The sequence below is a fragment of the Rheinheimera sp. SA_1 genome, from assembly GCF_001669775.1.
Classification (GTDB): Bacteria; Pseudomonadota; Gammaproteobacteria; order Enterobacterales; family Alteromonadaceae; genus Pararheinheimera.
In genome coordinates this window covers 201,740-222,941 of sequence record NZ_LXWK01000017.1, presented here as the reverse complement: position 1 = coordinate 222,941, position 21,202 = coordinate 201,740, and the positions used below count along the sequence as shown (strand labels likewise).

Annotated in this window: 20 protein-coding genes; 14 read left to right on the top strand and 6 right to left on the bottom strand. The window is 49.1% G+C overall.

Annotated elements, in window-relative coordinates:
* Positions 1 to 70: 70 nt before the first annotated feature.
* A complete protein-coding gene (locus tag A5320_RS16575; protein ID WP_068067432.1) occupies positions 71 to 787 on the bottom strand; it encodes an OmpW/AlkL family protein in 717 nt (238 codons plus the stop codon).
* Between the two features lie 432 nt (positions 788 to 1,219).
* On the opposite strand from A5320_RS16575, the gene A5320_RS16570 reads away from it, so the two are divergent.
* Positions 1,220 to 2,479 (top strand): sugar MFS transporter, encoded by a 1,260-nt coding sequence (locus A5320_RS16570; protein ID WP_068067429.1) that lies wholly within the window; start codon positions 1,220 to 1,222, stop codon positions 2,477 to 2,479.
* A gap of 84 nt (positions 2,480 to 2,563) precedes the next feature.
* Here the strand turns inward: A5320_RS16570 and A5320_RS16565 are convergent, their stop codons facing one another.
* On the bottom strand, positions 2,564 to 4,309 hold the full coding sequence (locus tag A5320_RS16565; protein ID WP_068067428.1) for a GNAT family N-acyltransferase: 1,746 nt from the start codon (positions 4,307 to 4,309) through the stop codon (positions 2,564 to 2,566).
* Positions 4,310 to 4,528: 219 nt separating this feature from the next.
* Here A5320_RS16565 and A5320_RS16560 point away from each other — a divergent pair, with 219 nt between their 5' ends.
* From A5320_RS16560 to A5320_RS16550, 3 genes are all read left to right on the top strand, one after another.
* Positions 4,529 to 5,449: a 2-hydroxyacid dehydrogenase gene (locus tag A5320_RS16560; RefSeq protein WP_068067427.1), complete on the top strand. Its 921-nt coding sequence runs from the start codon at positions 4,529 to 4,531 to the stop codon at positions 5,447 to 5,449.
* On the top strand, positions 5,449 to 6,213 hold the full coding sequence (locus A5320_RS16555; protein WP_068067424.1) for an enoyl-CoA hydratase-related protein: 765 nt from the start codon (positions 5,449 to 5,451) through the stop codon (positions 6,211 to 6,213). The genes A5320_RS16560 and A5320_RS16555 overlap by 1 nt, the downstream gene beginning before the upstream one ends.
* A gap of 104 nt (positions 6,214 to 6,317) precedes the next feature.
* Complete coding sequence (locus A5320_RS16550; RefSeq protein WP_068067421.1) at positions 6,318 to 6,896, top strand: GNAT family N-acetyltransferase; 579 nt, start codon at positions 6,318 to 6,320, stop codon at positions 6,894 to 6,896.
* A 452-nt stretch (positions 6,897 to 7,348) separates the two neighbouring features.
* Here A5320_RS16550 and smrA read toward each other — a convergent pair whose 3' ends face one another.
* Positions 7,349 to 7,927 carry a DNA endonuclease SmrA gene (gene smrA / locus A5320_RS16545; RefSeq protein ID WP_068067418.1) on the bottom strand — a complete coding sequence of 193 codons (579 nt, stop codon included), beginning with the start codon at positions 7,925 to 7,927 and terminating at the stop codon, positions 7,349 to 7,351.
* Between the two features lie 192 nt (positions 7,928 to 8,119).
* Between smrA and A5320_RS16540 the strand changes: the two genes are divergently transcribed.
* Positions 8,120 to 8,506 carry a hypothetical protein gene (locus tag A5320_RS16540; protein WP_068067415.1) on the top strand — a complete coding sequence of 129 codons (387 nt, stop codon included), beginning with the start codon at positions 8,120 to 8,122 and terminating at the stop codon, positions 8,504 to 8,506.
* A 71-nt stretch (positions 8,507 to 8,577) separates the two neighbouring features.
* Here A5320_RS16540 and A5320_RS22005 read toward each other — a convergent pair whose 3' ends face one another.
* Positions 8,578 to 8,865: a hypothetical protein gene (locus A5320_RS22005; RefSeq protein WP_157605973.1), complete on the bottom strand. Its 288-nt coding sequence runs from the start codon at positions 8,863 to 8,865 to the stop codon at positions 8,578 to 8,580.
* A 158-nt stretch (positions 8,866 to 9,023) separates the two neighbouring features.
* Positions 9,024 to 10,349 (bottom strand): M28 family peptidase, encoded by a 1,326-nt coding sequence (locus A5320_RS16530; RefSeq protein ID WP_068067408.1) that lies wholly within the window; start codon positions 10,347 to 10,349, stop codon positions 9,024 to 9,026.
* Positions 10,350 to 10,765: 416 nt separating this feature from the next.
* Between A5320_RS16530 and A5320_RS16525 the strand changes: the two genes are divergently transcribed.
* Entirely contained in the window at positions 10,766 to 11,065 is a 300-nt protein-coding gene (locus A5320_RS16525; RefSeq protein ID WP_068068145.1) for an ArsR/SmtB family transcription factor, read from the top strand.
* Positions 11,066 to 11,234: 169 nt separating this feature from the next.
* Here A5320_RS16525 and rpsT read toward each other — a convergent pair whose 3' ends face one another.
* Positions 11,235 to 11,507: a 30S ribosomal protein S20 gene (rpsT, locus tag A5320_RS16520; protein WP_068067404.1), complete on the bottom strand. Its 273-nt coding sequence runs from the start codon at positions 11,505 to 11,507 to the stop codon at positions 11,235 to 11,237.
* Positions 11,508 to 11,707: 200 nt separating this feature from the next.
* Here rpsT and murJ point away from each other — a divergent pair, with 200 nt between their 5' ends.
* From murJ to A5320_RS16480, 8 genes are all read left to right on the top strand, one after another.
* A complete protein-coding gene (murJ, locus tag A5320_RS16515) occupies positions 11,708 to 13,258 on the top strand; it encodes a murein biosynthesis integral membrane protein MurJ (RefSeq protein WP_157606006.1) in 1,551 nt (516 codons plus the stop codon).
* A 50-nt stretch (positions 13,259 to 13,308) separates the two neighbouring features.
* The gene (gene ribF, locus A5320_RS16510) at positions 13,309 to 14,238 is read left to right on the top strand and encodes a bifunctional riboflavin kinase/FAD synthetase (RefSeq protein WP_068067399.1); all 930 of its coding nucleotides are present in this window, start codon (positions 13,309 to 13,311) and stop codon (positions 14,236 to 14,238) included.
* A gap of 317 nt (positions 14,239 to 14,555) precedes the next feature.
* The gene (gene ileS / locus A5320_RS16505) at positions 14,556 to 17,384 is read left to right on the top strand and encodes an isoleucine--tRNA ligase (RefSeq protein ID WP_068067395.1); all 2,829 of its coding nucleotides are present in this window, start codon (positions 14,556 to 14,558) and stop codon (positions 17,382 to 17,384) included.
* 14 nt (positions 17,385 to 17,398) lie between these two features.
* The gene (gene lspA, locus A5320_RS16500; RefSeq protein ID WP_231916758.1) at positions 17,399 to 17,899 is read left to right on the top strand and encodes a signal peptidase II; all 501 of its coding nucleotides are present in this window, start codon (positions 17,399 to 17,401) and stop codon (positions 17,897 to 17,899) included.
* Positions 17,900 to 17,906: 7 nt separating this feature from the next.
* Positions 17,907 to 18,386 (top strand): FKBP-type peptidyl-prolyl cis-trans isomerase, encoded by a 480-nt coding sequence (gene fkpB, locus A5320_RS16495; protein WP_068067391.1) that lies wholly within the window; start codon positions 17,907 to 17,909, stop codon positions 18,384 to 18,386.
* Positions 18,387 to 18,388: 2 nt separating this feature from the next.
* On the top strand, positions 18,389 to 19,318 hold the full coding sequence (gene ispH, locus A5320_RS16490) for a 4-hydroxy-3-methylbut-2-enyl diphosphate reductase (protein ID WP_068067389.1): 930 nt from the start codon (positions 18,389 to 18,391) through the stop codon (positions 19,316 to 19,318).
* Between the two features lie 9 nt (positions 19,319 to 19,327).
* The gene (locus tag A5320_RS16485; RefSeq protein ID WP_082971837.1) at positions 19,328 to 20,398 is read left to right on the top strand and encodes a sensor histidine kinase; all 1,071 of its coding nucleotides are present in this window, start codon (positions 19,328 to 19,330) and stop codon (positions 20,396 to 20,398) included.
* Positions 20,395 to 21,114, top strand: a complete 720-nt coding sequence (locus tag A5320_RS16480) for a LytR/AlgR family response regulator transcription factor (protein WP_068067386.1) — start codon at positions 20,395 to 20,397, stop codon at positions 21,112 to 21,114. The genes A5320_RS16485 and A5320_RS16480 overlap by 4 nt, the downstream gene beginning before the upstream one ends.
* The last annotated feature ends 88 nt before the right edge of the window (positions 21,115 to 21,202 follow it).

The following is a 21,202-nucleotide window of genomic DNA, read 5'->3' as shown; positions in this document are numbered from 1 at the left end:
AAACTCTGGGGCCAGAGTCAAATGTTAACTTTATCCTGTTAACAATTGACTCTGACCCCGAATTAACAAATTACATACTCCAGCGCACGCCGGCCATTACCACCAGCGGGTCAATCTGCACGTCAACACTTTGAATGGTGCCGCCATTGAGCCTGACTTCGCCGACAGTATCGATGTCCATTTTACTGACCATAAAGTGAAGACCCCAATTGTTGTCGAGTTTGTAGTTCACGCCAGCCTGCACTGCCAGGCCCCAGCTGTCACTGAGTTTTAAATCAACGTCATCATTGGCGTTGGCTACCTTGAGCGCTTGCAAAGTGCTTTTTAACGCGCCAGACGCTGAGGAATCAAAAAACTTGGTGTAGTTCAGACCTAAACCAACAAAGGGGTCTAATTTGCTGTCGCCAAGATCAAAGTGATACTGCGCCAACAAAGTAGGAGGTAAATGTTTGGTGTTGCCAATGTCCAGGCCGTCAATGGCCGAACCTTTAACTTCAATATCATGGCTAAAGGGGGTTGCGGCAATCAGTTCCAGTGTCCAGTTGTGGTCAATTTTATAATCTACTGTCACACCTAATTGTGTATTGCTATTGACGTCAACAGCCGTCGAACCAGCCGGCAGACCTGCAACACTTTCCACCACGTTGAGTGAAGTGCTGCTGTCGTTTGGTGCGACATTGATAGCGCCAACATTGATTGAAATATTATGCACAGACATTTCGGCCAGCGCTGACGCGGAAGTCAGGGTGCCGATGGCCAGCGCCAACATACTAAGAGTTGTTTTCATGATCAATTCCTTCATCTTCGGATGGGTTTATGCAACTGCGCGCATTGTGCACCGACGGCTGCTGAAAACTTTGGGCTGGATCAAACTATGGTGGTTGGATGGGGTGCCTTTGTCTGAAAACTTGATTTAAAACAATCTTTAGCGCTTATATCCATAGCCCGAAACTCGTTTGATGCCACAGGTTGACGTAGCAAAGCGGGCAATACGACCTTCGCGGAGAAATAATCTCAGTCTTAGCAATACCCGCAGTTTTGTTGAAAAATTACATACGTATGTTGTTGCGGATACTTTGCAATCAGCAGGGGCGCGGGTATAGTACAAACAGCTTATTTGCGGCGCAGGCCTTGGCGTTACAGCATGGCAGGGGAGAGAACTGCATCAGTCGCAGCCTAAGTACACACAGGATAGACAAACCATAACAAGAGAAATTGTATGTCAATAACAACACCCACCAGCGCTAGCGTGGGTCAGACGGATAACGGGCAGAATTATAATTTTGCTTTAACCAGTCTGACCTTTTTGTTTTTTATCTGGGGTTTTATTACCTGTCTGAACGATATTCTGATCCCACATTTGAAAAATGTGTTTGATCTGAATTACACCCAGGCCATGCTGATCCAGTTTTGCTTTTTTGGCGCTTACTTTCTGGTGTCTATTCCGGCCGGTTACCTGGTGAAAAAAGCCGGCTACCAGCGCGGCATCGTCATTGGCTTGCTGATAGCTGCAGTCGGTTGTATGTTGTTTTATCCAGCGGCTTCAGTGCAAGCGTATCCACTATTTCTGGTTGCGTTATTTGTACTGGCATCTGGCATTACAATTTTACAAGTTGCCGCCAACCCATATGTCACAGCCCTTGGTAAAGCGGCGACGGCTTCCAGCCGGTTAACCTTGACCCAGGCTTTTAACTCCTTTGGCACCACAATCGCACCTTGGTTTGGTGGTTTATTAATTCTGGCGGCGGCAGCTGCCGAAGTCGGAACTGCTGAATTTAAAGCTCAAGAAGCTGCTGCGGTGCAAGTGCCGTACCTGATGCTGGCAGCGGCTTTATTAGTACTGGCTGCAATATTCGCAATGCTGAAACTGCCGACAGTCGCTGAACATCACCAAAGCAACATTGCCGATGCCGATGCTGGTTCAGCCTGGCAGTACAGCCATTTGATGTTGGGCGCTTTAGGTATTTTTGTGTATGTCGGTGGGGAAGTGGCCATCGGCAGTTTTCTGGTGAATTTTTTAGGTGAACCGCATATTGCCGGATTACCGGAAGCAACAGCAGCCGCTTACATCAGTTATTACTGGGGTGGCGCTATGGTCGGTCGGTTTATTGGTGCCGCGGTGATGCAAAAAATTGCAGCCGGTAAAGTGCTGGCATTTAATGCCGTGGCAGCTGCAGTACTGGTGATAGTGGCGATGACCACGTCTGGCTCGGTGGCGATGTGGGCTATTCTGGCGGTTGGTTTATTTAACTCCATCATGTTCCCAACCATTTTTAGTCTGGCGGTGACCGGTCTTGGTAAATACACCAGCCAGGGTAGCGGCGTATTGTGTCTGGCGATTGTGGGTGGTGCGATAGTGCCATTATTGCAAGGCGTGTTGGCAGATACCATTGGTTTGCAATTGTCGTTTATCCTGCCAGTGTTTTGTTATGCCTATATTTGTTTTTACGGTTTAAAAGGCTCAGTGCCAAAGCACTAAATATGCTTGGTATTTAAAGAACAAAACCGCCAGATGGCGGTTTTGTCTTTTCAGGTATTCTAACGAGTGTGATCAGACCAAATTTTATGCCTCAACAGTGGCTTGGATTTGCTGCGTCATATCGTCACCCAAATACCGTTGTTTTTTCGCCGGTTTTAACCGGGTTAAATCCACCAGCACCAAACCATCCACACAATCAGCGAAGTCTGGATCAATGCCAAAAGCCAGGAACTGCACGCCACCGGGTTCAGCGATTTCACTGTATTGCTTATATAAAGTTGGAATATTCAGGCCCATATGCGCCAGCAGGTGTTTGAGCTGGGTAAAGTCAGCGCTGTAATCGGTACCGGAAAAGTGCTGTTGTAGCTGCGCCAAAGTTTCAAACGGCAGTTGATACGGAATATTCGGAATAGCAGTGTCGTTTTCTTCGCTGAAGTACAGGGTATAGAAGTACACCAGTAAATCGCGCGCCGCTTTGGGATAACTGTTTGACAGACTGACGCCACCAAATAAATAGCGAATGTGTGGGTTTTGCTGCAAATATGCGCCAATGCCGTACCACAGATAATCCAGACTGCGTTTGCCCCAATATTTCGGCTGCACAAAACTGCGGCCAAGCTCTAGTCCCTGCGCCAAAAAGGGCTGCATTTGCTGATTAAAGGTGAATAACGACGCGGTATAAAGCCCCTGCAGGCCTTGTTCTGCGATGATTTTACTGGTGTCGGCAAACCGGTAAGCGCCGACAATCTCCAAATCGTCTTTGTCCCATAAAATCAATTGCTCGTAATAGCTGTCAAAGCGGTCGATATCGCGACGGGCGCCACTGCCTTCACCAACAGCCCGGAATGATACTTCGCGCAGCCGGCCGATTTCGCGCATGATGGGCGAGCTTTTGGCCGATTGATATAGAAAAATTTGTTTACCATCACTGGTTTGCCCCAAAAACTGACAAGCTTCGATGGCTTTACGCAGTTCACGCCGATCTTCCGGATGAGCAATAGCGGTTTGAGTTCGTAGTAGCGGTTTTTTGTCTTTCGCCAGTCGGTACAAGTGCTTTTTAAACAGTTTGACGATAGCTGGGGTTTCCATCGGCAACTGTGCAAAGCTGTCATAAGGGATCAGCTCGCCAATTCGCATGCTGATGCTTTTATGTTTCTGCCGGAACATTTCCTGCACCAGCAACATGGTCGCCAGCGGTTTGTACAGCATCGAGGCGCCATAGAACAATGCCGAGTTGCGTGCATCAATATACACCGGCAACACCGGTGCTTTGCTAGATCGGGCAAACCTTAAAAAGCCAGCGTGCCATTTACCGTCGCGCACGCCATTCGGTTTTAGCCTGGACACTTCGCCAGCCGGAAACACAATCACAGCGCCTTCCTGCGCCAGATGTTGGTGAATATGGTCGATGCAGCGCCGCTCGGTGCCACCTTGCATATTATTCACCGGTAATAACATGGCGTGGAGCGGCGTCACTGCGCTTAATAATTGATTCGCAATGACTTTCACATCAGGGCGAATGTCATGAATAAGCTTTACCAGCGCGAGTCCATCCAAGGATCCAATTGGATGATTGGCGATAATCACTACCCGGCCAGAAGTTGGAATACGTTCCAGCTCGTTGTCGCGTACTGTGTAACTGAATTTGAAATAATCGAGAACTTGCTCAATAAATTCAATGCCCTGTAGATGGGGGTACTGCTCGGAAAAAGCAATAAAGTCCTGTTCATGCAGTAAATGTTTCAGCGCCCCGGTCACTGGTTTTTCCAGCCAGGGTTGTTGCTGCAGTTGCGGCAAATGTTGTTGCACCATTTTTTCTACGCTGATCATAAAGGCTCCTGCGCTGTTCTTATACCAAGCTGCGGTCAGGGCAAGGCTAAGCCTGAGGTATGACTGTCTGGTCACAGATTTATGACAATTTGTGGAAATTTCGAGCAGTGTCGGTCATCGCATGGCGAGCGCTACAGTCGTGGTAGGCAGATCGATAATCTGCTGGACGCTCGGGTGCGCTTTGTTAAAATGCCTTAACTGCAGTTATCCGGAGTGGACATGTCTATTGCGCTGGTGATCCCCGATCGTAAACTTGATCAATTACAACAAAAGCTACAACAACAACTGCCCGGCGTGGCTATCGAAATCTGGCCTGATGTTCAGGAGCCAGAGGCTGTTACCATGGCGGTATTATGGCGTCAGCCGCCAGGTTGTTTGTCACAGATGTCCAATCTGAAAGCTTTGCAATCCTTTGGTGCTGGCGTTGACAATATTCTGATCGATCCAACTTTACCGGATTTACCGCTGGCGCGAATTGTTGACCCAATGCTGACACAATCGATGCTGCAATACCTGCAAGGTGTGGTACAGCATTATCAGTTGCGACTCGATGAGTTCAGTGCACAGCAGCGTAAGCAAATCTGGAAAGCCAGAAGCCCGCGCAAATTGCAGTTTATTTGTGTTTTGGGTCTCGGCGAGTTAGGTCAGGCGGTTGCCAGTCATTTTGCAGGTTTGGGTTTTGTAGTCAGTGGCTGGTCGGCATCACAAAAAACGCTGGCGGGCGTGCAGTGTTTTGCTGGTGAAACTGCTTTTTCCGATGCGGTTGGCGATGCCGATCTGGTGATTTGTTTGCTACCGCTCACAGCACTGACTGAAAATTTGCTGGATCAGCAGCGAATGGCGTTGTTAAAGCCAGGGGTAATTCTGGTCAACGTGGCCAGAGGCGCTATAGTAGATGACCTGGCGTTATTACAGAATTTAGACAGCGGTCATATCGCTGCTGCATGTCTGGATGTGTTCCGCACCGAACCTTTGCCGACTGAACATCCGTTCTGGCAACATCCTGCTATTCTGCTGACGCCACATATTTCAGCGGTCACCAATGCCGATACGGCGGTGGCGCAAATTGCTGAAAATTACCGTCGCAGTCTGGCTGGTTTGCCGCTGCTGAATCTGGTCTGCCAACAACGAGGTTATTAATGTCAGCATTTCAACTAGAAAAACACGGCCATTTAGCCGTACTGACGCTCAATAGTGCCGAAAAACGAAACCTGTTGACCCCACACAGCGCTCTGGCGATTGCCGAAGCGGTGCAACAATTACCACTGGACCCAAATATTAAAGCGCTGGCGGTCACCGGCCGCGACGATTCTTTTTGCTCTGGCGCCGATCTAGCTTCACTGCAACAAGCGGCGCTGGGTGATGGCGAAGAGTTACAACAAATTTATTCGGCTTTTACCTCAGTCGCCCACAGCCCACTGCTGACTATCGCCTTGTTGAATGGTCCGGCTTTAGGTGCCGGCATGAATCTGGCGATGGCCTGTGATATTCGGCTGGCGAGCGAACAAGCCTGGTTTGAAAGCCGGTTTTTCCAGCTCGCCATTCATCCGGGTGGTGGTCATAGCTGGTTATTGCCGCAATTGGTCGGTTGGCAGCAGGCCGCCGCGATGATTTTCTGTGGCGAACGTTTGTCGGCGCAACAAGCACTGGCGGCTGGTTTTGTGAAAGAGTTATGGCCGGAAGATCAGTTACTCACCAGGGCAAAACAGCTGACGGCTGGGCTGGCAAGTTTGCCAACCGAGTTGGTGCGTCAAACCAAACTTTCGATGCTGGCACTGCGTAGTTGTTATCGTCAGGACGACGCAGTCGCTTTTGAATTTCGACAACAATTCCAGAGCTTGCAGCAAGAAGCGGCGCAACAGCATATAGCTGCCAGACTGGCACAAATTAAACGCAAAGATTAACGTTGGGTTTTGTGACTGGTAGCGCAGCTGGGGATTTGCTAAGAGCTTCAGGGCGCTCAAATCACCCAAGGCAATTACGGAACATCGAGGAATATTAAAGCGTTATGGCATTTGTAAACGTCACCACCTGGTATCTGGATTATCAGGGAGCCGCAGTGGTATTGCCGGAGTGGCCGGCAGGGGTCGCCTTGACCGAAGCGAAAATCGCCAGTCCGGATCTCAGTCAGTTTTTATTTTGCGCTGTTGGCACGCACTGGCATTGGTTCAGCCGCTTAAGCTGGACCTATCAGCAATGGTTGGATTACCTGACAGCCGGCAATGTCCGTACCTGGGTGTTGTATCAAGAAGGCACACCGGCTGGTTTTGTCGAACTGCGCAAACATGAGGATAACAGTGTTGAGCTGAAGTTTTTTGGTTTGTTACCGGCCTTTATTGGCCGTGGGCTTGGTACCAGATTAGCGCAAGCCGCTATCGCGTTGGCTCAGCAATGGCAAGCCAGCAGGGTCTGGGTTCATACCTGTAGTGAAGATCACCCCAGCGCGTTAAAAACCTATCAACAAGCCGGTTTTGTGATCTCGCAGACCGAGCAACAAGATGAGGAAATGCCAAGCGATTACCCGACAGCAGCTTTAGCCGCCAATTTTGTGCATTCAAGGATGATGTATTTTGCCGCTAAAAAATAAATATTGCCGAAAATATATGCAACGATAAGTACTTAGCTTCGGTTTGTATGTTGTATCCACAGCCAAAACTGACTACACTGCTTGACGTACTGTAGCGGCTGCTCTATGAGCGCGATTACGGACACAAAATAACAAAAATAATTTGAGGTTGGTTTATGAGTAAAGCGTCCAGTCGTGGTTTTGGCTTTACCGCAATCGCTGTCGTGGTGATTTTGATGGCGTTATCGGCAGTTTTAACCACAGCCGAGGCCTGTTGTTTGATGTAAAACAGACCTGACAACTGCATCGAGATGCCGTTGTAATTGCTACGGATAGCAGCTGATAAAAATACCCTCTGTTGAGGGTATTTTTATATCGGATGTACGCTGGTGTGGTTCACCATATAACATAGTGAATAATATGTAGTTCTATTATTTATAATGCAATTTCGGTAAACAGTGATACTGCTGGCGTTAACTTTTCTGATGCCGGTCCCGGTTTTCACGTTTTTGTTCAGTATTTTTCTGCAGTAACACATAAGTGGCGGCATAGCTGCCGTGATTTTTCTGTGCGGTATGACAGGCCAGCACTGACGGAATTTGTTTCAGCCATTGATAGGTGTAGCTTTTCAAAATTGCCGGCTGCGGTTTACTATCGCGGCCCATACCATGGTGAACTAACAGTGTCCGGATCCCACGCTGGTGACAATCCGCTACAAACTCAAACAAAGCGCGGCGTGCGTCGGTCAGGTTTTTTCCTAACAACATCAAAGTCGCGTCAATTTGATATTTACCCAGCCTTAAATTCTTATACACGCCTTCCTGCACACCATCTTTTTTGTAAGCCAGCACTTCATCAGGCGCTACCAGGTCAACATATTCCATCCGTAGATAGTTGGCATCGTACTCAGGTTCGAGTTCGGCTGCTTTACGGCGGGCCAATTGTGCCAGTGTTGGCAAGTGTTCACCGTTCTCATCAGTTAAAACGTCGGTTTTCAACCGTTTGACATCTGCCATTTCTTGCAGAAAGAGCGTAAAGTCATCATCAACCATTATTTGTCCCCAGATCCACCTGAGAGTGGATTATAACGGTAGCAGGCTGACAAACGAAATACACCGACGCGTAAATGGCGCAGGTGGCTTGTCGGTTGCAGCTGGTTTAGCAGATGGGTGTAAAAACGACAGAATGTTAGTTTCACACTACAATTGGAAAACGGTGCAGTTCTGCCCAACATGGAGTTTAAAATGTTGCCCAACCGCGTATATGAGGTTCTACCTTACGTGTATATCAGCACCGGCGCTGTTGCGATGTCGTTGCTGGGTCATTTAGTGGCAGTGCTGTCGGGATTAATCCTGATCGTTGCTGGTGCTTTAGTCTGGATCCTGCGCTCAGATCATCGGCGGGGCGATTTAAAACACAGTACATCCCATCACGGCTCGTTACCGTTTTGGCTTTATGAATTACAGCCTTTTGTATACGCTACCGGTGGGTTGTTGTTGTGGCAACTGAGCAGCAATAAATATATGTACCCGTCAGCACTGGTGCTTATTGTGGTTGGATTGCAAATCTGGCTGATGCGGAACAGTCAGCGTAAACATCAGTCTCCGGATCGATCCAGAGCGTCAATCTGACGTTTGACTGGCCACACTGGTGTGCGAATTTGCCACCAACTGTGTTTTAAAAATATTGAATTGGACCTGTTTTAATGCAGGTCCAATAAATAACGACCCACATCCAGCAAACCACCGCGATAAATTATTTGATATTTGCTGCATTGGACTGCTGGTTCTCCGGCATAACACAACCGCATTTCACGACGCTCGTTATCAAAAAAAACCAACATCTGACTATCGGTCAGGCCTGCACCCATCCCAAAAAAACCTGGCCAATACACACTTTTCGCCTGAATATTCAGCTGTTGGTAGACAATCAATTCTGGTTTTGGTGTCAGCAGCAATGCCAGCAGCAACACGGCCAAAGACCAGCTCAATATTCTGTGCTTTGCGCCTGAACCATTTGTTCCGGTACTCAGAGGCACAGCCTTCGCCGGGCTGGTTAGCCCGACTTCTGCTGGCTTGTTGCTGTTGCTACTTTTATGACGTGTTGTATCAGGCGACAGCAGCGAAACGGGTTTAATTGGTTTGGCCATTATTTTCGAAAATCTAAGGTCGAGTTTGCAAGTGCAGTAGTGGTGATAATCCAGGCCTGCTGACTTTGTGCAAGTGCGGCTGGATCGATTTTATCAAAAGTATCATTCGGCGTATGGTGATAGTCGAAATAGTCAGTGCCATCTTGCTCCAGTGAGACTACCGGTACGCCAAGTGCTGCAATCACCGATACGTCCGGGCCACCGAAAGCTTTGTTATTGCCAAGTGAAATACCGTGGCCACTCAGTAATTGCTGGATTTCTTTAGCGAAACTTAAAGATTGTGGACCAAATTTGCTGTCAAACTGCCAAATCCGGCCTGCACCAAAATCTGATTCTGTGGCAACAACATGTTTTGGTAATTCGGTTGCGTGTTTTGCTGCATAAGCTCTGGCACCGACTAAACCACCTTCTTCATTGCCAAACAATACAACTCTGATGGTTCTTTTCGGCTGTCCCAACTTTTTAATCAGCGCGCCGGTCGCCATCACAATCCCAACCCCAGCACCGTCGTCTAAAGCGCCGGTACCTTGATCCCATGAATCCAAATGCGCACTAATCAGCACAATCTCGTCCGGTCGGTCTGAACCAGTAATTTCTGCAATCACATTGTGACTAACGGCGTCCTGGGTATGGTTTTCCATATCCAGTCGTAATTTTGCTTCCGGTGCTTTTGCAATAATTTTACTTAGCTGCATGGCATCCGGCACTGAAATGGCGACAGCCGGGATTTTAGGGACGCCTTCTTCGTAACTCATTTTACCAGTGTGGGCAAAGCGGTTGTTGCTAGTGCCGACCGAGCGAATGATGATAGCTTTGGCGCCTAATCTGGCCGCTTCAACCGCACCTTTAGAGCGGGCGCCAACAACTTTGCCATATTGCGAGCCAATCTTGTCTTTGGTCATCGCTTTATTAATAAAAACTATTTTTCCCGAAACCTGTTCTAGCTTGGCCTGCATTAAATCTTCCAGGCTGTTAAACATCACGATGCTGGCAGAGATCCCCTCAGCACCGGTGCCAACTGAACCACCTAACGCGGTTAATACCAGCGATTGTGGGAAAGGACTGATAATTTCCAGTCGGGCGTTGCCGCGTTGCCAAAATGGCGTGGTGAACTGTTCTGTCCAGACTTTATCGTATCCGAGTTGCTGAAACTTGTTGCTGGCCCAAGCAACTGCTTTGGCATCTGCCGGGCTGCCGGCCAGTCGCGGTCCGATCTCAACCGTTAATTCTTCAGTTAGTTTATAGGCCAATTGTTCGTCGGCAGTCGCAGGCAAAGTCGTCAGGCATAACAAAGCGGCAGTCAGGGTCAGCAGTGATTTAGTCATGGCTCAATTCGATTCGGTGAGTGGTTAGAAGGAAACTGGGTTCACTTTAGCACGTGAACAATTCTATCGCATCCTGCAATGAACCTTTGTATTGCGGAGCTTGCCTCATTTAGCCAATGGCCAGTTGCAGCCAAATGTTCACGCATTCAGATACAAACGTTAACAAAAGGTTGGTATGATTTAGCTGAATTAGCGCGTTATAATGTGCGGAAAGTTCGCTGACAAACATGGCCAGCTTCGTTTCAGCCAAGTGACGCGGATTGAATTTTGTTAGCAAAAATGTAATATATGTAATAAATAAGGTCTTACCAGTTCACTTTTTGCGTAAAAAAGTTACTTATTTCACTTTAATCTATTGTATACAGCAGGGCTGCTGGTAGATAATGAGACGTCTAGACATGCACGGTGAAACTGAAATGAACTTACAAGATATGGTGAATAACTCGGCTAAAGCAGTTAAATTGCTGAAGGCTGTATCGAATGAACGTCGGTTGTTAATCCTGTGCCATCTACTCGCTGGCGAATTATCGGTTGGTGAAATGAACGATAAACTGGGGTTGAGTCAATCGGCTTTGTCACAGCATTTGGCATTGTTGCGTCGCAATAAGCTGGTCAAAACTCGAAAAGAAGCGCAAACAGTGTTTTACAGTATGAATAGCAGAGAAGCGGAAGCTGTTATTGGTCTGATGCACAATCTGTATTGCCCGAAGTTGTAAAATCTGCAGTATGTAAATAGCACGACTACAAATCCCGCCAACTGGTGGGATTTTTTTTGACATAAAAAAAGGGGTCAGAGCTAATTGTTAAAAATATAAACAATTAGCTCTGACCCCTGTTTTAACAGGTACAAAAAAACGCCTTTCGGCGTTCTTTTGTTGGTGTCAATTAAGCGGCTGTTACCAATGCCTTAACGTGGGCATTTAAACGTGACTTATGACGTGCAGCTTTGTTCTTATGGATCAGACCTTTGTCTGCCATACGGTCAATAACTGGAACCATTTTCTTGAACGCTTCTTGCGCAGCTACTGCATCAGAAGTTAACACTGCTGCGTAGGTTTTCTTGATGAAAGTACGCATCATTGAGCGCTGACTTGCGTTTTGCTGACGACGCTTTTCAGATTGAATAGCGCGTTTCTTAGCAGACTTAATGTTAGCCAAGGTAACACTCCTAAAAACTAAACCGGGACTCTTTAAAGGCCGCATAATATGCCTATTTTGTAAGCCCTTGTCAAATGATTTTACCGGCGAAAAGCAGAATTAAATCCCGCTGCTGCTGGCTTTCCCGAAGGTCTCAGGTGACAATAGCTCCATTATGACAGAAGGAGTGTGGCGTGTCCGCTAAGTTATTCAAATCCGGCATGATTGTCAGTGTCATGACGCTGATTTCCAGGGTGTTAGGGCTGGTTCGCGATGTGGTAACGGCCAATGTTCTAGGCGCTGGCGCTATGGCTGACGTGTTTTTGATGGTCAACCGCATTCCTAATTTCTTGCGTCGGTTATTTGCTGAAGGTGCATTTTCGCAGGCTTTTGTACCGGTGTTGTCGGAAGTCAAAGCCAAACACGGCGACGATGCAGTGCGTGAACTGATGGCCAAAGCTTCCGGCACCTTGGGTTTGATTGTCACCGGTGTGACTTTGCTCGGCATGATTGGCTCGCCGGTACTGATGGCATTATTCGGCATGGGTTGGTTCGAAGCCTACCTCAGTGGTGAACCTGAGGGGGAAAAGTACCTGCAAGCCAGTGTACTTTTAAAAATTACCTTTCCATATCTGTGGTTTATCACCTTTGTCGCTTTGTCTGGCGCCATTCTCAATACCTATAATAAATTTGCTGTTGCTGCATTTAGCCCGGTCTTTTTGAATATCGCGATGATCGGCGCGGCGATTTATCTGACACCTTATTTTGATGATGCATCCTCGGCATTAGCCTGGGGCGTGTTTTTAGGTGGTTTGTTGCAATTTTTGTTTCAACTGCCGTTTTTAGCAAAAGCCGGTTTGTTAGTCAGACCGCGCTGGGCCTGGCAAGATGAACATGTCACCCGTATCCGCAAACTGATGTTGCCGGCGCTATTTGGCGTTTCGGTCAGTCAAATTAACTTATTGCTTGATGCCATTATTGCGTCATTTTTAATGACTGGCTCTGTCGCCTGGTTGTATTACTCGGACCGGTTGTTGGAGTTTCCACTTGGCATGTTTGGTATTGCCATCGCCACGGTGATTTTGCCGAGCTTATCCAGGCAGTTCGCCACCGACAACCACCAGGAATTTAAACGTACCTTAGACTGGTCAATCAGCATTATTTGTCTGCTTGGCTTGCCATCGATGGCCGGTCTAATTGTGCTGGCGGAACCGATTTTATTAACGGTATTTGCCCATGGTAAATTTACCGCTTTTGATGCCAGTCAGAGTAGTTTAAGTCTGATTGCTTATGCGTCAGGTTTGGTGCCGTTAATGCTGATTAAAGTACTGGCCCCGGCGTTTTATGCACGTCAGGATATTAAAACACCGGTGCGGATTGGCATTATCGCGATGGTGGCGAATATGGTGTTTAACCTGATGTTGGCGCCATTTATCAGTTATGTTGGCCTGGCTTTGGCGACGGCAATGTCGGGCGGGTTAAACGCCTGGTTGCTTTATCATGGTTTAGTTAAACGTGAGATTTATCAATGTGGCACAGCCACTTTGTGGCTGATTGCCAAAGCTGTACTGGCTGCAACTCTGATGGCGGCCGTGCTGTGGTGGGTATCCCCTGCGATTAGCCAATGGCAACAAATGGCTTTTTCGGCTAAAGCACAACAGTTAACTTTATTGGTGGTGATCGCAGCGCCGGCCTATTTCGCGCTGCTTTGGCTGTTCGGCGTCAGGATAAACCAGCTGAAACGGCAGACAATTGCTGAAACTAAAAGCTGATGCAGTTATAATCGGCCGTTTACACAGCAAATCAGAGTAGTTATAGCGGCATGGAGTTAATTCGCGGCCTGCAAAATATCAAGCCAAATCATCGGGGTTGCGTGTTAACCATCGGTAATTTTGACGGCGTGCATCTGGGGCATCAGGCGGTTTTGAGCCAAGTGCAACAGATTGCTAAAGCCCGTTCATTGCCGGCGGTGGTGATGGTATTTGAGCCGCAACCGCTGGAATTGTTTAATCCGGCAGCAGCGCCCGCCCGTTTAACGCGTTTTCGCGAAAAGTACCATTGGCTAAAAGTGCAGGGGCTAGACCGGTTACTTTGCGCCAGTTTTAACCGCGAATTTGCGGCGCAGGATCCGGAGCAGTTTATAACCGGTTTGCTGCTGGAAAAACTCAATGTGCAGCATTTAATCGTTGGTGACGATTTTTGTTTTGGTAAAAACCGCAGCGGCAATTTTGCCTTGTTACAACAAGCGGCAGAGCAATATGGTTTTGGTTTAACCAATACCGCCAGCTTAAAACAAGACGATGTCCGGGTCTCCAGTACTCTGATCCGTCAGGCGCTGGAGCGCGACGAGCTGACACTGGCCGAAGCGATGCTGGGACGGCCGTTTTCGCTGATGGGACGAGTCCGGCATGGTGAAAAAGTCGGGCGGCAATTAGGTTTTCCAACCGCAAACGTTTGGCTGTATCGCAATAAGTTGCCGGTGCGTGGAGTTTACGCCATCGAAGCATTTACTGAGCAGGGGCATTTTCACGGGGTGGCCAATATTGGCGCCAGACCGACGCTGCAAGGGAAAAAAGAACAACTGGAAGCACATTTTTTTGATTTTCAGGGGGATTTATACGGCCAGCAAATCGAAGTCATTCTGCGCCATAAAATCCGCGCCGAGCGCAAATTTGCGTCGTTGCCTGAACTTCAGCAACAAATTCAACTGGATGCCGCCGCTGCGCGGTCTTATTTCAGTATTTCAAATTAAAATGATCAGGCATGCTTAGAGCGTGTTGACCTTTAATGTGTGAATTTTGTGCAACCGGGAGCCGCCAGCCCGCGAAAGGAGCCACGACGTTTAGTCTTCTAAACGAGTGGCGAGTGACAAAGGGCTGGCAGCTCCCGGTTGAACCCTACGGGCAGCGTTTGGCTGACTTTTCTACGGCGTTATCGCCCGCTCATGTAGAATAACTACACGTCGGGGCTCTGCCTTGTAGAAAATCCAGCCAAACTGCTGCAAAAACATACATTAAAGGTCAGCACGCTCTACCATGTCAATGACAGAGCTAACACGGGATAGATGGGATGAGTGATTATAAACATACATTAAATTTGCCGGATACGGCATTTGCCATGCGCGCCAATCTGGCGCAGCGTGAGCCACAAATGCTGGCGAACTGGACCCAAGCCGACCTCTATGGCCAAATCCGCGCCGCCAAAAAAGGCAAAAAAACTTTTATCCTGCACGATGGCCCTCCGTATGCCAACGGCAACATTCACATCGGTCACGCCGTTAACAAAATTCTGAAAGACATCATTGTCAAAGCCAAAACGCTGGACGATTTTGACGCGCCTTATGTGCCGGGTTGGGATTGTCACGGCCTGCCCATCGAGCTGGTGGTCGAGAAAAAATACGGCAAACCAGGCGTGAAATTATCGGCCGCAGAATTTCGGCAAAAATGCCGCGAATATGCGCTGACGCAAATCGAAGCGCAAAAAACCGATTTTATTCGCTTAGGTGTGCTGGGCGATTGGGACAACCCATACCGCACCATGGATTTTGCCTTTGAAGCCAATATCATCCGTTCATTGTCGCGTATTATCGACAATGGCCATTTACAACAAGGCTTTAAGCCGGTGCATTGGTGTACTGACTGCGGTTCAGCTTTGGCGGAAGCTGAAGTGGAATATCAGGATAAAGTATCGCCAGCCATTGATGTGCGGTTCCGCTTTGTCGATGAAACCGTGGCTGATAAATTTGATCATCCGGAGAACCATCGTGGCCAGGGGCCAATCTCTGTAGTGATCTGGACAACCACGCCATGGACCATTCCCGCCAACCGCGCCGTGGCTTTAAATGCCGAGTTAAACTACAGCCTGGTGCAGGTTGAAGCAGGCCCAGTTGGTGCTGAACGTTTGGTGATTGCCACCGACTTAGTCAAAGACGTGATGGCGCGCGCCAATATCGAAAAATACCATGCGCTGGGCTTTTGCAAAGGTTCAGCATTGGAACTGGCGAAATTAAAACACCCATTGTACGACTTCGAAGTGCCAGTGGTGCTTGGCGATCACGTCACCACCGATTCAGGTACCGGTGCTGTACATACCGCGCCTGGCCATGGTCAGGAAGACTTTGTGGTCGGCCTGAAATACGGTCTGGAAGTGGCAAACCCGGTCGGTGCTAATGGCGTTTATCTGCCGGATACACCGCTGTTTGCTGGCCAGCATGTGTTTAAAGCCAATGACACTGTGGTCGCTGCGCTGCAGGAAGCCGGTGCATTATTGCTGCACAAATCTTATACCCACAGCTATCCACATTGCTGGCGCCATAAAACGCCGATTATCTTCCGCGCCACACCACAGTGGTTTATCAGCATGGAACAAGCTGGTCTTCGCAGCAAATCACTGACTGAAATCGAACAAACCCGTTGGATCCCGGACTGGGGTCAGCAGCGGATTGAAAAAATGGTCGCGGGTCGGCCGGACTGGTGTATTTCCCGTCAGCGTACCTGGGGCGTGCCAATTGCATTGTTTGTCGACAAAGACACCGGCGCTTTGCACCCAAATACCAAAGATCTGATGGAGCAAGTGGCGAAACTGGTTGAACAACAAGGCATTCAGGCCTGGTTTGATCTGGAAGCTGCAACATTGCTTGGCGATGAAGCCGGTCAATATGTCAAAGTGTCCGACACGCTGGACGTCTGGTTTGACTCAGGCGTCACCCATGCTTGTGTGATCGACCCACGTCCAGAATTTGGCGGCGCCACGCAGGCTGATTTGTATTTAGAAGGTTCGGATCAGCACCGTGGCTGGTTTATGTCGTCTTTGATGACCGGCGTATCAATCAAAAACCACGCACCTTACAAACAAGTGCTGACCCATGGTTTTACCGTCGATGGTGAAGGCCGCAAAATGTCCAAATCTCTGGGCAATGTGGTGTCGCCGCAAGACGTAATGAACAAGCTAGGTGCGGATATCTTACGGCTGTGGGTCGCCACAACCGACTACACCTCTGAAATGACAGTGTCCGATGAAATTCTGAACCGTGCCGCTGATAAATACCGCCGTATTCGCAATACCGCGCGTTTCCTGCTGGCGAATTTGCACGGCTTTAACCCGGCCACCGATTTAGTGCCACTGAATGAACTGGTTGAGCTGGACTTGTGGATGGTGCAACGTGCCGCCGCGCTGCAACAAGAAATTATCGCTGCTTATGATGATTATCAGTTCCACGTGGTCAGCCAGAAGCTGATGAATTTCTGTACCGTTGAACTGGGTAGTTTTTATCTGGATGTGATTAAAGACCGTCAGTACACCGCCAAAACGGATGGTCATGCCCGTCGTTCTTGTCAGACGGCGCTTTATCATATCATTGAAGCCATGGTGCGCTGGATGGCGCCGGTGATGAGTTTCACCGCCCAGGAAATCTGGGAAATCCTGCCAGCCCGGCCGTCGACTTTTGTATTTACCGAAGTCTGGTATCAAGGCTTCAATGCTGTGCCTGCCGGTCAGTTAGACGATGCTTTCTGGCAACAATTGCTGCTGGTGCGCGATGAAGTCAACAAAGTGATTGAAGGCGCGCGTAAAGAAGGCAAAGTAGGTGCTTCGTTACAGGCTGAAGTGACGTTGTTCGCACAAGGTGATTTAGCCGCTGCACTGCAAAAAGTCGCGACCGAGCTGCGGTTTGTGCTGATTACCTCAACTGCTGATGTATCAAATACAGCAGCACCGGCTGAAGCCGCTGCCACTGATATCGCTGGTTTATCAGTGCTGGTTGCTGCATCAAGCGCCGCTAAGTGTGAACGTTGCTGGCATCATCGCCACGATGTGGGTGCAAACGCTGCCCATCCGGAAATTTGTTTACGCTGCGTCGATAACGTGGAAGGTGCAGGTGAGCCAAGGGTGTTTGCATAATGACAGGCGGTACAGTGTCAATATTTAAAGAATCTGGCTGGCGGTTCTGGTGGCTCGCCATTTTAGTGCTGGTTGCAGATCAACTGACCAAAGTCTGGGTGATCCAAAACTTCGAATTTGGCGAATCTATTCAGCTGTTGCCGGTATTTAATTTTACTTATGCCCGCAATTACGGCGCTGCCTTTTCGTTTTTAGGTGACGCCGGTGGCTGGCAGCGCTGGTTGTTTACCGGCATCGCGGTGGTGGTTTCGATTGCGCTGAGTGTTTGGCTGACCAAACTGAAACGGCAGCAATGGAAATTATCACTGGCGCTGGTGCTGATCGTTGCCGGTGCTATCGGTAACTTAATTGACCGCAGCCTCTATGGTTATGTGGTTGATTTTTTACATGTTTATTATCAGCAGTGGCATTATCCGGTATTTAATATTGCCGATTGCGCCATCACCATCGGTGCTGCCTTGCTGATTTGGGACAGCTTTTCGCCGGATCTTTCGGAAGAATCTAATCAAAAGTGAGTTTGTGATGTCGAATGAAACGGTAAACGAAGCGGCCAATCACGTGGAAAAGGGCGCTGTAATTGGTGCTGGCAGCACCGTGATCTTTCACTTTGATATAAAACTAGCTGACGGCAGTGCTGCTGAAAGCACCCGGGTGCATAACAAACCGGCAAAGTTGCAAATGGGTGATGGTAGTTTGTCGCCAGCTTTTGAGGCCGAGTTAGCTGGTTTACAGGCCGGTGATAAAAAAGTATTTACGCTGGCGCCGGAAGACGCTTATGGCTTGCCCAACCCGGACAATATTTATTATGTTGATCGCAGCAAGTTTTCGCTGGAAGCGCCGGCACAGGTTGGGATGATTGTTGGTTTTGCTATGCCTGATGGTTCTGAACTTCCAGGACTTATCCGCGAAGTGGTTGGCGATTCAGTGACCGTGGATTTTAACCACCCGCTGGCGGGCCAGACTTTAACTTTTAATGTTGAAATTGTGCAGGTGAGTAACTAAGCATGGATATTTTTCTGGCCAATCCGCGTGGTTTTTGTGCTGGTGTTGATCGGGCGATCAGCATCGTTTCCCGTGCCTTAGAGCTGTACGAGCCGCCAATTTATGTGCGTCACGAAGTGGTGCACAACAAGTTTGTAGTTGATGGTCTGCGGCGCAGTGGCGCGGTGTTTGTCGATGAACTGGACGAAGTGCCGGACGGCAATATTGTAATTTTTTCGGCGCATGGTGTATCGCAAGCGGTGCGGGAAAATGCCAAACATCGTGGCTTAAAAGTGTTTGACGCCACTTGCCCATTGGTTACCAAAGTGCATATGGAAGTGACGCGTGCCAGTCGCAAAGGCATTGAATGTATTCTGATTGGCCATGCAGGTCACCCGGAAGTTGAAGGCACCATGGGCCAGTACGATAACCCGGCCGGTGGCATCTATCTGGTGGAATCAGTGGAAGATGTGGCCAAATTGGTGGTGAAAAACCCATCTGAGCTATGTTTTTCCAGCCAGACCACCCTGTCAGTTGACGATACCGCCGATGTGATTGACGCATTAAGAGCGAAATATCCGGAGATTGAAGGGCCGCGTAAAGATGATATTTGTTACGCCACCCAAAACCGGCAGGACGCGGTGCGCGAACTCGCTGCCAAAGTGAATTTGTTGTTGGTGGTAGGGGCTAAAAACAGTAGTAACTCCAACCGTTTACGTGAACTTGCTGAAAAAATGGGTTGCCCGGCATTTTTAATTGATACCGCAGCTGATATTCAGCAGCAATGGCTGACCGACGTGAAAGCAGTGGGTGTCACTGCGGGTGCTTCGGCGCCGGAAGTGTTGGTGCAACAAGTGGTGCAGCAACTGACGCTCTGGGGTGGCAAGCAAGTGATTGAACACCCGGGACGTGAAGAAAACGTGGTGTTTGCTGTTCCGGTCGAACTGCGTTAAGGCCTGCCGATGAGCGCTCCAACTGCTCCGTCTGGCCAATCATCGGCGAATAAGGTGCAGTTTGAGCAGTTGCTACCGGCGTTTTGTCGCGGCAGGATTGTGATTCGGGTGATGGTATTGGCGCAGGCGCTGGCTATTTTGCTGGCGCTGGCACCGGATATCAGCAGTAATTTTTGGTCGAGATTAGGCCTGACCTCGTTATTTGTGCATTGGGTGGCGTTGTTAACAGTTGCCTTGTTGTGCCGGTTTCAACGCCGGTTGTACAAGGTGCCGCCACAGCAACTTGCTGCGCTGGCGTTATTGCTGTTGTTGCTGGTGACGCTGGCAGTCAGTACCGCCGCTTATTCGATGTTGCATGCCAGTGGCTGGCAACGACCGGCAGATTTTTATCCTTTCATTTTGCAAACCTTGCTGATTGCGTTGCTTGTTGGCGTAATGGGTATCCAACTCTTTGCCCTTTATGTTGAACACAGCTGGCGGCTCACCGCGCAATCGCGATCTGAGCTCGATGCGCTGCAAGCGCGCATTCGGCCGCATTTTTTGTTTAATAGCCTCAATACTGTGGCTGAACTCACCCAGCAAGATCCCGCAGCCGCCGAGCAAGCCTTACTTGATTTAGCCAGTTTGTTTCGCGCGGCGTTAAATGCCGGCGTACAGGTTGAACTGCAGGAAGAACTGGCACTAGCCAGGCAATATCTGGCGCTGGAACAATGGCGGTTAGGCTGGCGATTACAGCTGGAATGGTTGGTGCCGGAAGAACTGCCGCACACCATGTTACCGTGCTTAACATTACAACCGCTGCTGGAAAATGCTGTACGCCACGGTATTGAGCGTTGCAGTAAACCCGGAGTTATTCGTTTCGAACTGCATTTGTCGACAAGGTATTTAACCATTTTACTCACCAATCCTGCCGGTGAATTGCCACCGGCCGAAGGTGGCAATGGCATGGCGCTGCAGAATATCCGGCGCCGGCTGGAGCTGCAGTTTGGCGATGAAGCCAGGCTGAGTACCGGTGTGACGCAGGTTGAATATCGGGTGAAACTGGTGATCCCGCTCACCACGTCAAAGGTGGAAGGATGAAAGTGCTGATCGTCGATGACGAACCCTTAGCACGGGCCAGGCTGCAACGGTTATTACTGGTGCATCCGGCTTATCAGGTCGTCGGTGAGGCGGCTGATGGTGGATCTGGCTTACAGCTCGCCATAGAATTACAACCTGATTTGGTGTTTTTAGATATCGAAATGCCGGATCGCAATGGCTTAAGCGTCGCGGCTGAACTGATGCAGCTGCAACCACCGCCTGCTGTGGTGTTTGTGACGGCGCATCCGCAACACGCATTAGCGGCATATCAGGTAGCGCCAGCCGATTATCTGTTAAAACCTGTCTCGGCCGAGCGGCTGGCCACCAGCTTGCAACGCATCGGTCTTGCCACCAAGGCCCATCTTGAAAAACAGCAAGAACAGCAGTGGCTGAGCTACAAAAGTGGTAGCAGTTTACGGCGCATCGAATTGCAACAGCTGTTTTACCTGCAGGCCGATGAAAAGTATGTGCGGATGGTGTTTGCCGGTGGCGAAGCATTGACCGAATTGAGTCTGAAGCAGTTTGAAGATTTGTATCCGGAGCAGCTATTGCGCATTCATCGCCATACGCTGGTGCTGAAACGTCGATTGAAAGCTTTACACAGCCTACCCGACGGTCGTCATGTGCTGGAACTTTGGCAAAGTGATGATTTACTTGAGATTAGCCGCCGCGAATTAAGCCGGATCCGGCAGTTGTTGTTGCCCGTTATCCCCTGATTATGAGCGTGTTTCTGAGGATGCTTTGTAAGGTGCCACAGCCGTCAATTCATCACACCGAGTCATTTCATCAGAATAAATCAACTGC

What these genes read in the sequence shown, in the direction of transcription:
- A5320_RS16570 (WP_068067429.1), top strand. Translation starts at nt 1,220, where the DNA reads ATGTCAATAACAACACCCACCAGCGCTAGCGTGGGTCAGACGGATAAC.
- A5320_RS16550 (WP_068067421.1), top strand. Translation starts at nt 6,318, where the DNA reads ATGGCATTTGTAAACGTCACCACCTGGTATCTGGATTATCAGGGAGCC.
- ribF (WP_068067399.1), top strand. Translation starts at nt 13,309, where the DNA reads ATGGAGTTAATTCGCGGCCTGCAAAATATCAAGCCAAATCATCGGGGT.
- A5320_RS16530 (WP_068067408.1), bottom strand. Translation starts at nt 10,349, where the DNA reads ATGACTAAATCACTGCTGACCCTGACTGCCGCTTTGTTATGCCTGACG.
- A5320_RS16575 (WP_068067432.1), bottom strand. Translation starts at nt 787, where the DNA reads ATGAAAACAACTCTTAGTATGTTGGCGCTGGCCATCGGCACCCTGACT.
- murJ (WP_157606006.1), top strand. Translation starts at nt 11,708, where the DNA reads ATGATTGTCAGTGTCATGACGCTGATTTCCAGGGTGTTAGGGCTGGTT.
- A5320_RS16555 (WP_068067424.1), top strand. Translation starts at nt 5,449, where the DNA reads ATGTCAGCATTTCAACTAGAAAAACACGGCCATTTAGCCGTACTGACG.
- fkpB (WP_068067391.1), top strand. Translation starts at nt 17,907, where the DNA reads ATGTCGAATGAAACGGTAAACGAAGCGGCCAATCACGTGGAAAAGGGC.
- A5320_RS16540 (WP_068067415.1), top strand. Translation starts at nt 8,120, where the DNA reads ATGTTGCCCAACCGCGTATATGAGGTTCTACCTTACGTGTATATCAGC.
- A5320_RS16525 (WP_068068145.1), top strand. Translation starts at nt 10,766, where the DNA reads ATGAACTTACAAGATATGGTGAATAACTCGGCTAAAGCAGTTAAATTG.
- A5320_RS16565 (WP_068067428.1), bottom strand. Translation starts at nt 4,309, where the DNA reads ATGATCAGCGTAGAAAAAATGGTGCAACAACATTTGCCGCAACTGCAG.
- A5320_RS16485 (WP_082971837.1), top strand. Translation starts at nt 19,328, where the DNA reads ATGAGCGCTCCAACTGCTCCGTCTGGCCAATCATCGGCGAATAAGGTG.
- A5320_RS16560 (WP_068067427.1), top strand. Translation starts at nt 4,529, where the DNA reads ATGTCTATTGCGCTGGTGATCCCCGATCGTAAACTTGATCAATTACAA.
- smrA (WP_068067418.1), bottom strand. Translation starts at nt 7,927, where the DNA reads ATGGTTGATGATGACTTTACGCTCTTTCTGCAAGAAATGGCAGATGTC.
- ileS (WP_068067395.1), top strand. Translation starts at nt 14,556, where the DNA reads ATGAGTGATTATAAACATACATTAAATTTGCCGGATACGGCATTTGCC.
- A5320_RS16480 (WP_068067386.1), top strand. Translation starts at nt 20,395, where the DNA reads ATGAAAGTGCTGATCGTCGATGACGAACCCTTAGCACGGGCCAGGCTG.
- ispH (WP_068067389.1), top strand. Translation starts at nt 18,389, where the DNA reads ATGGATATTTTTCTGGCCAATCCGCGTGGTTTTTGTGCTGGTGTTGAT.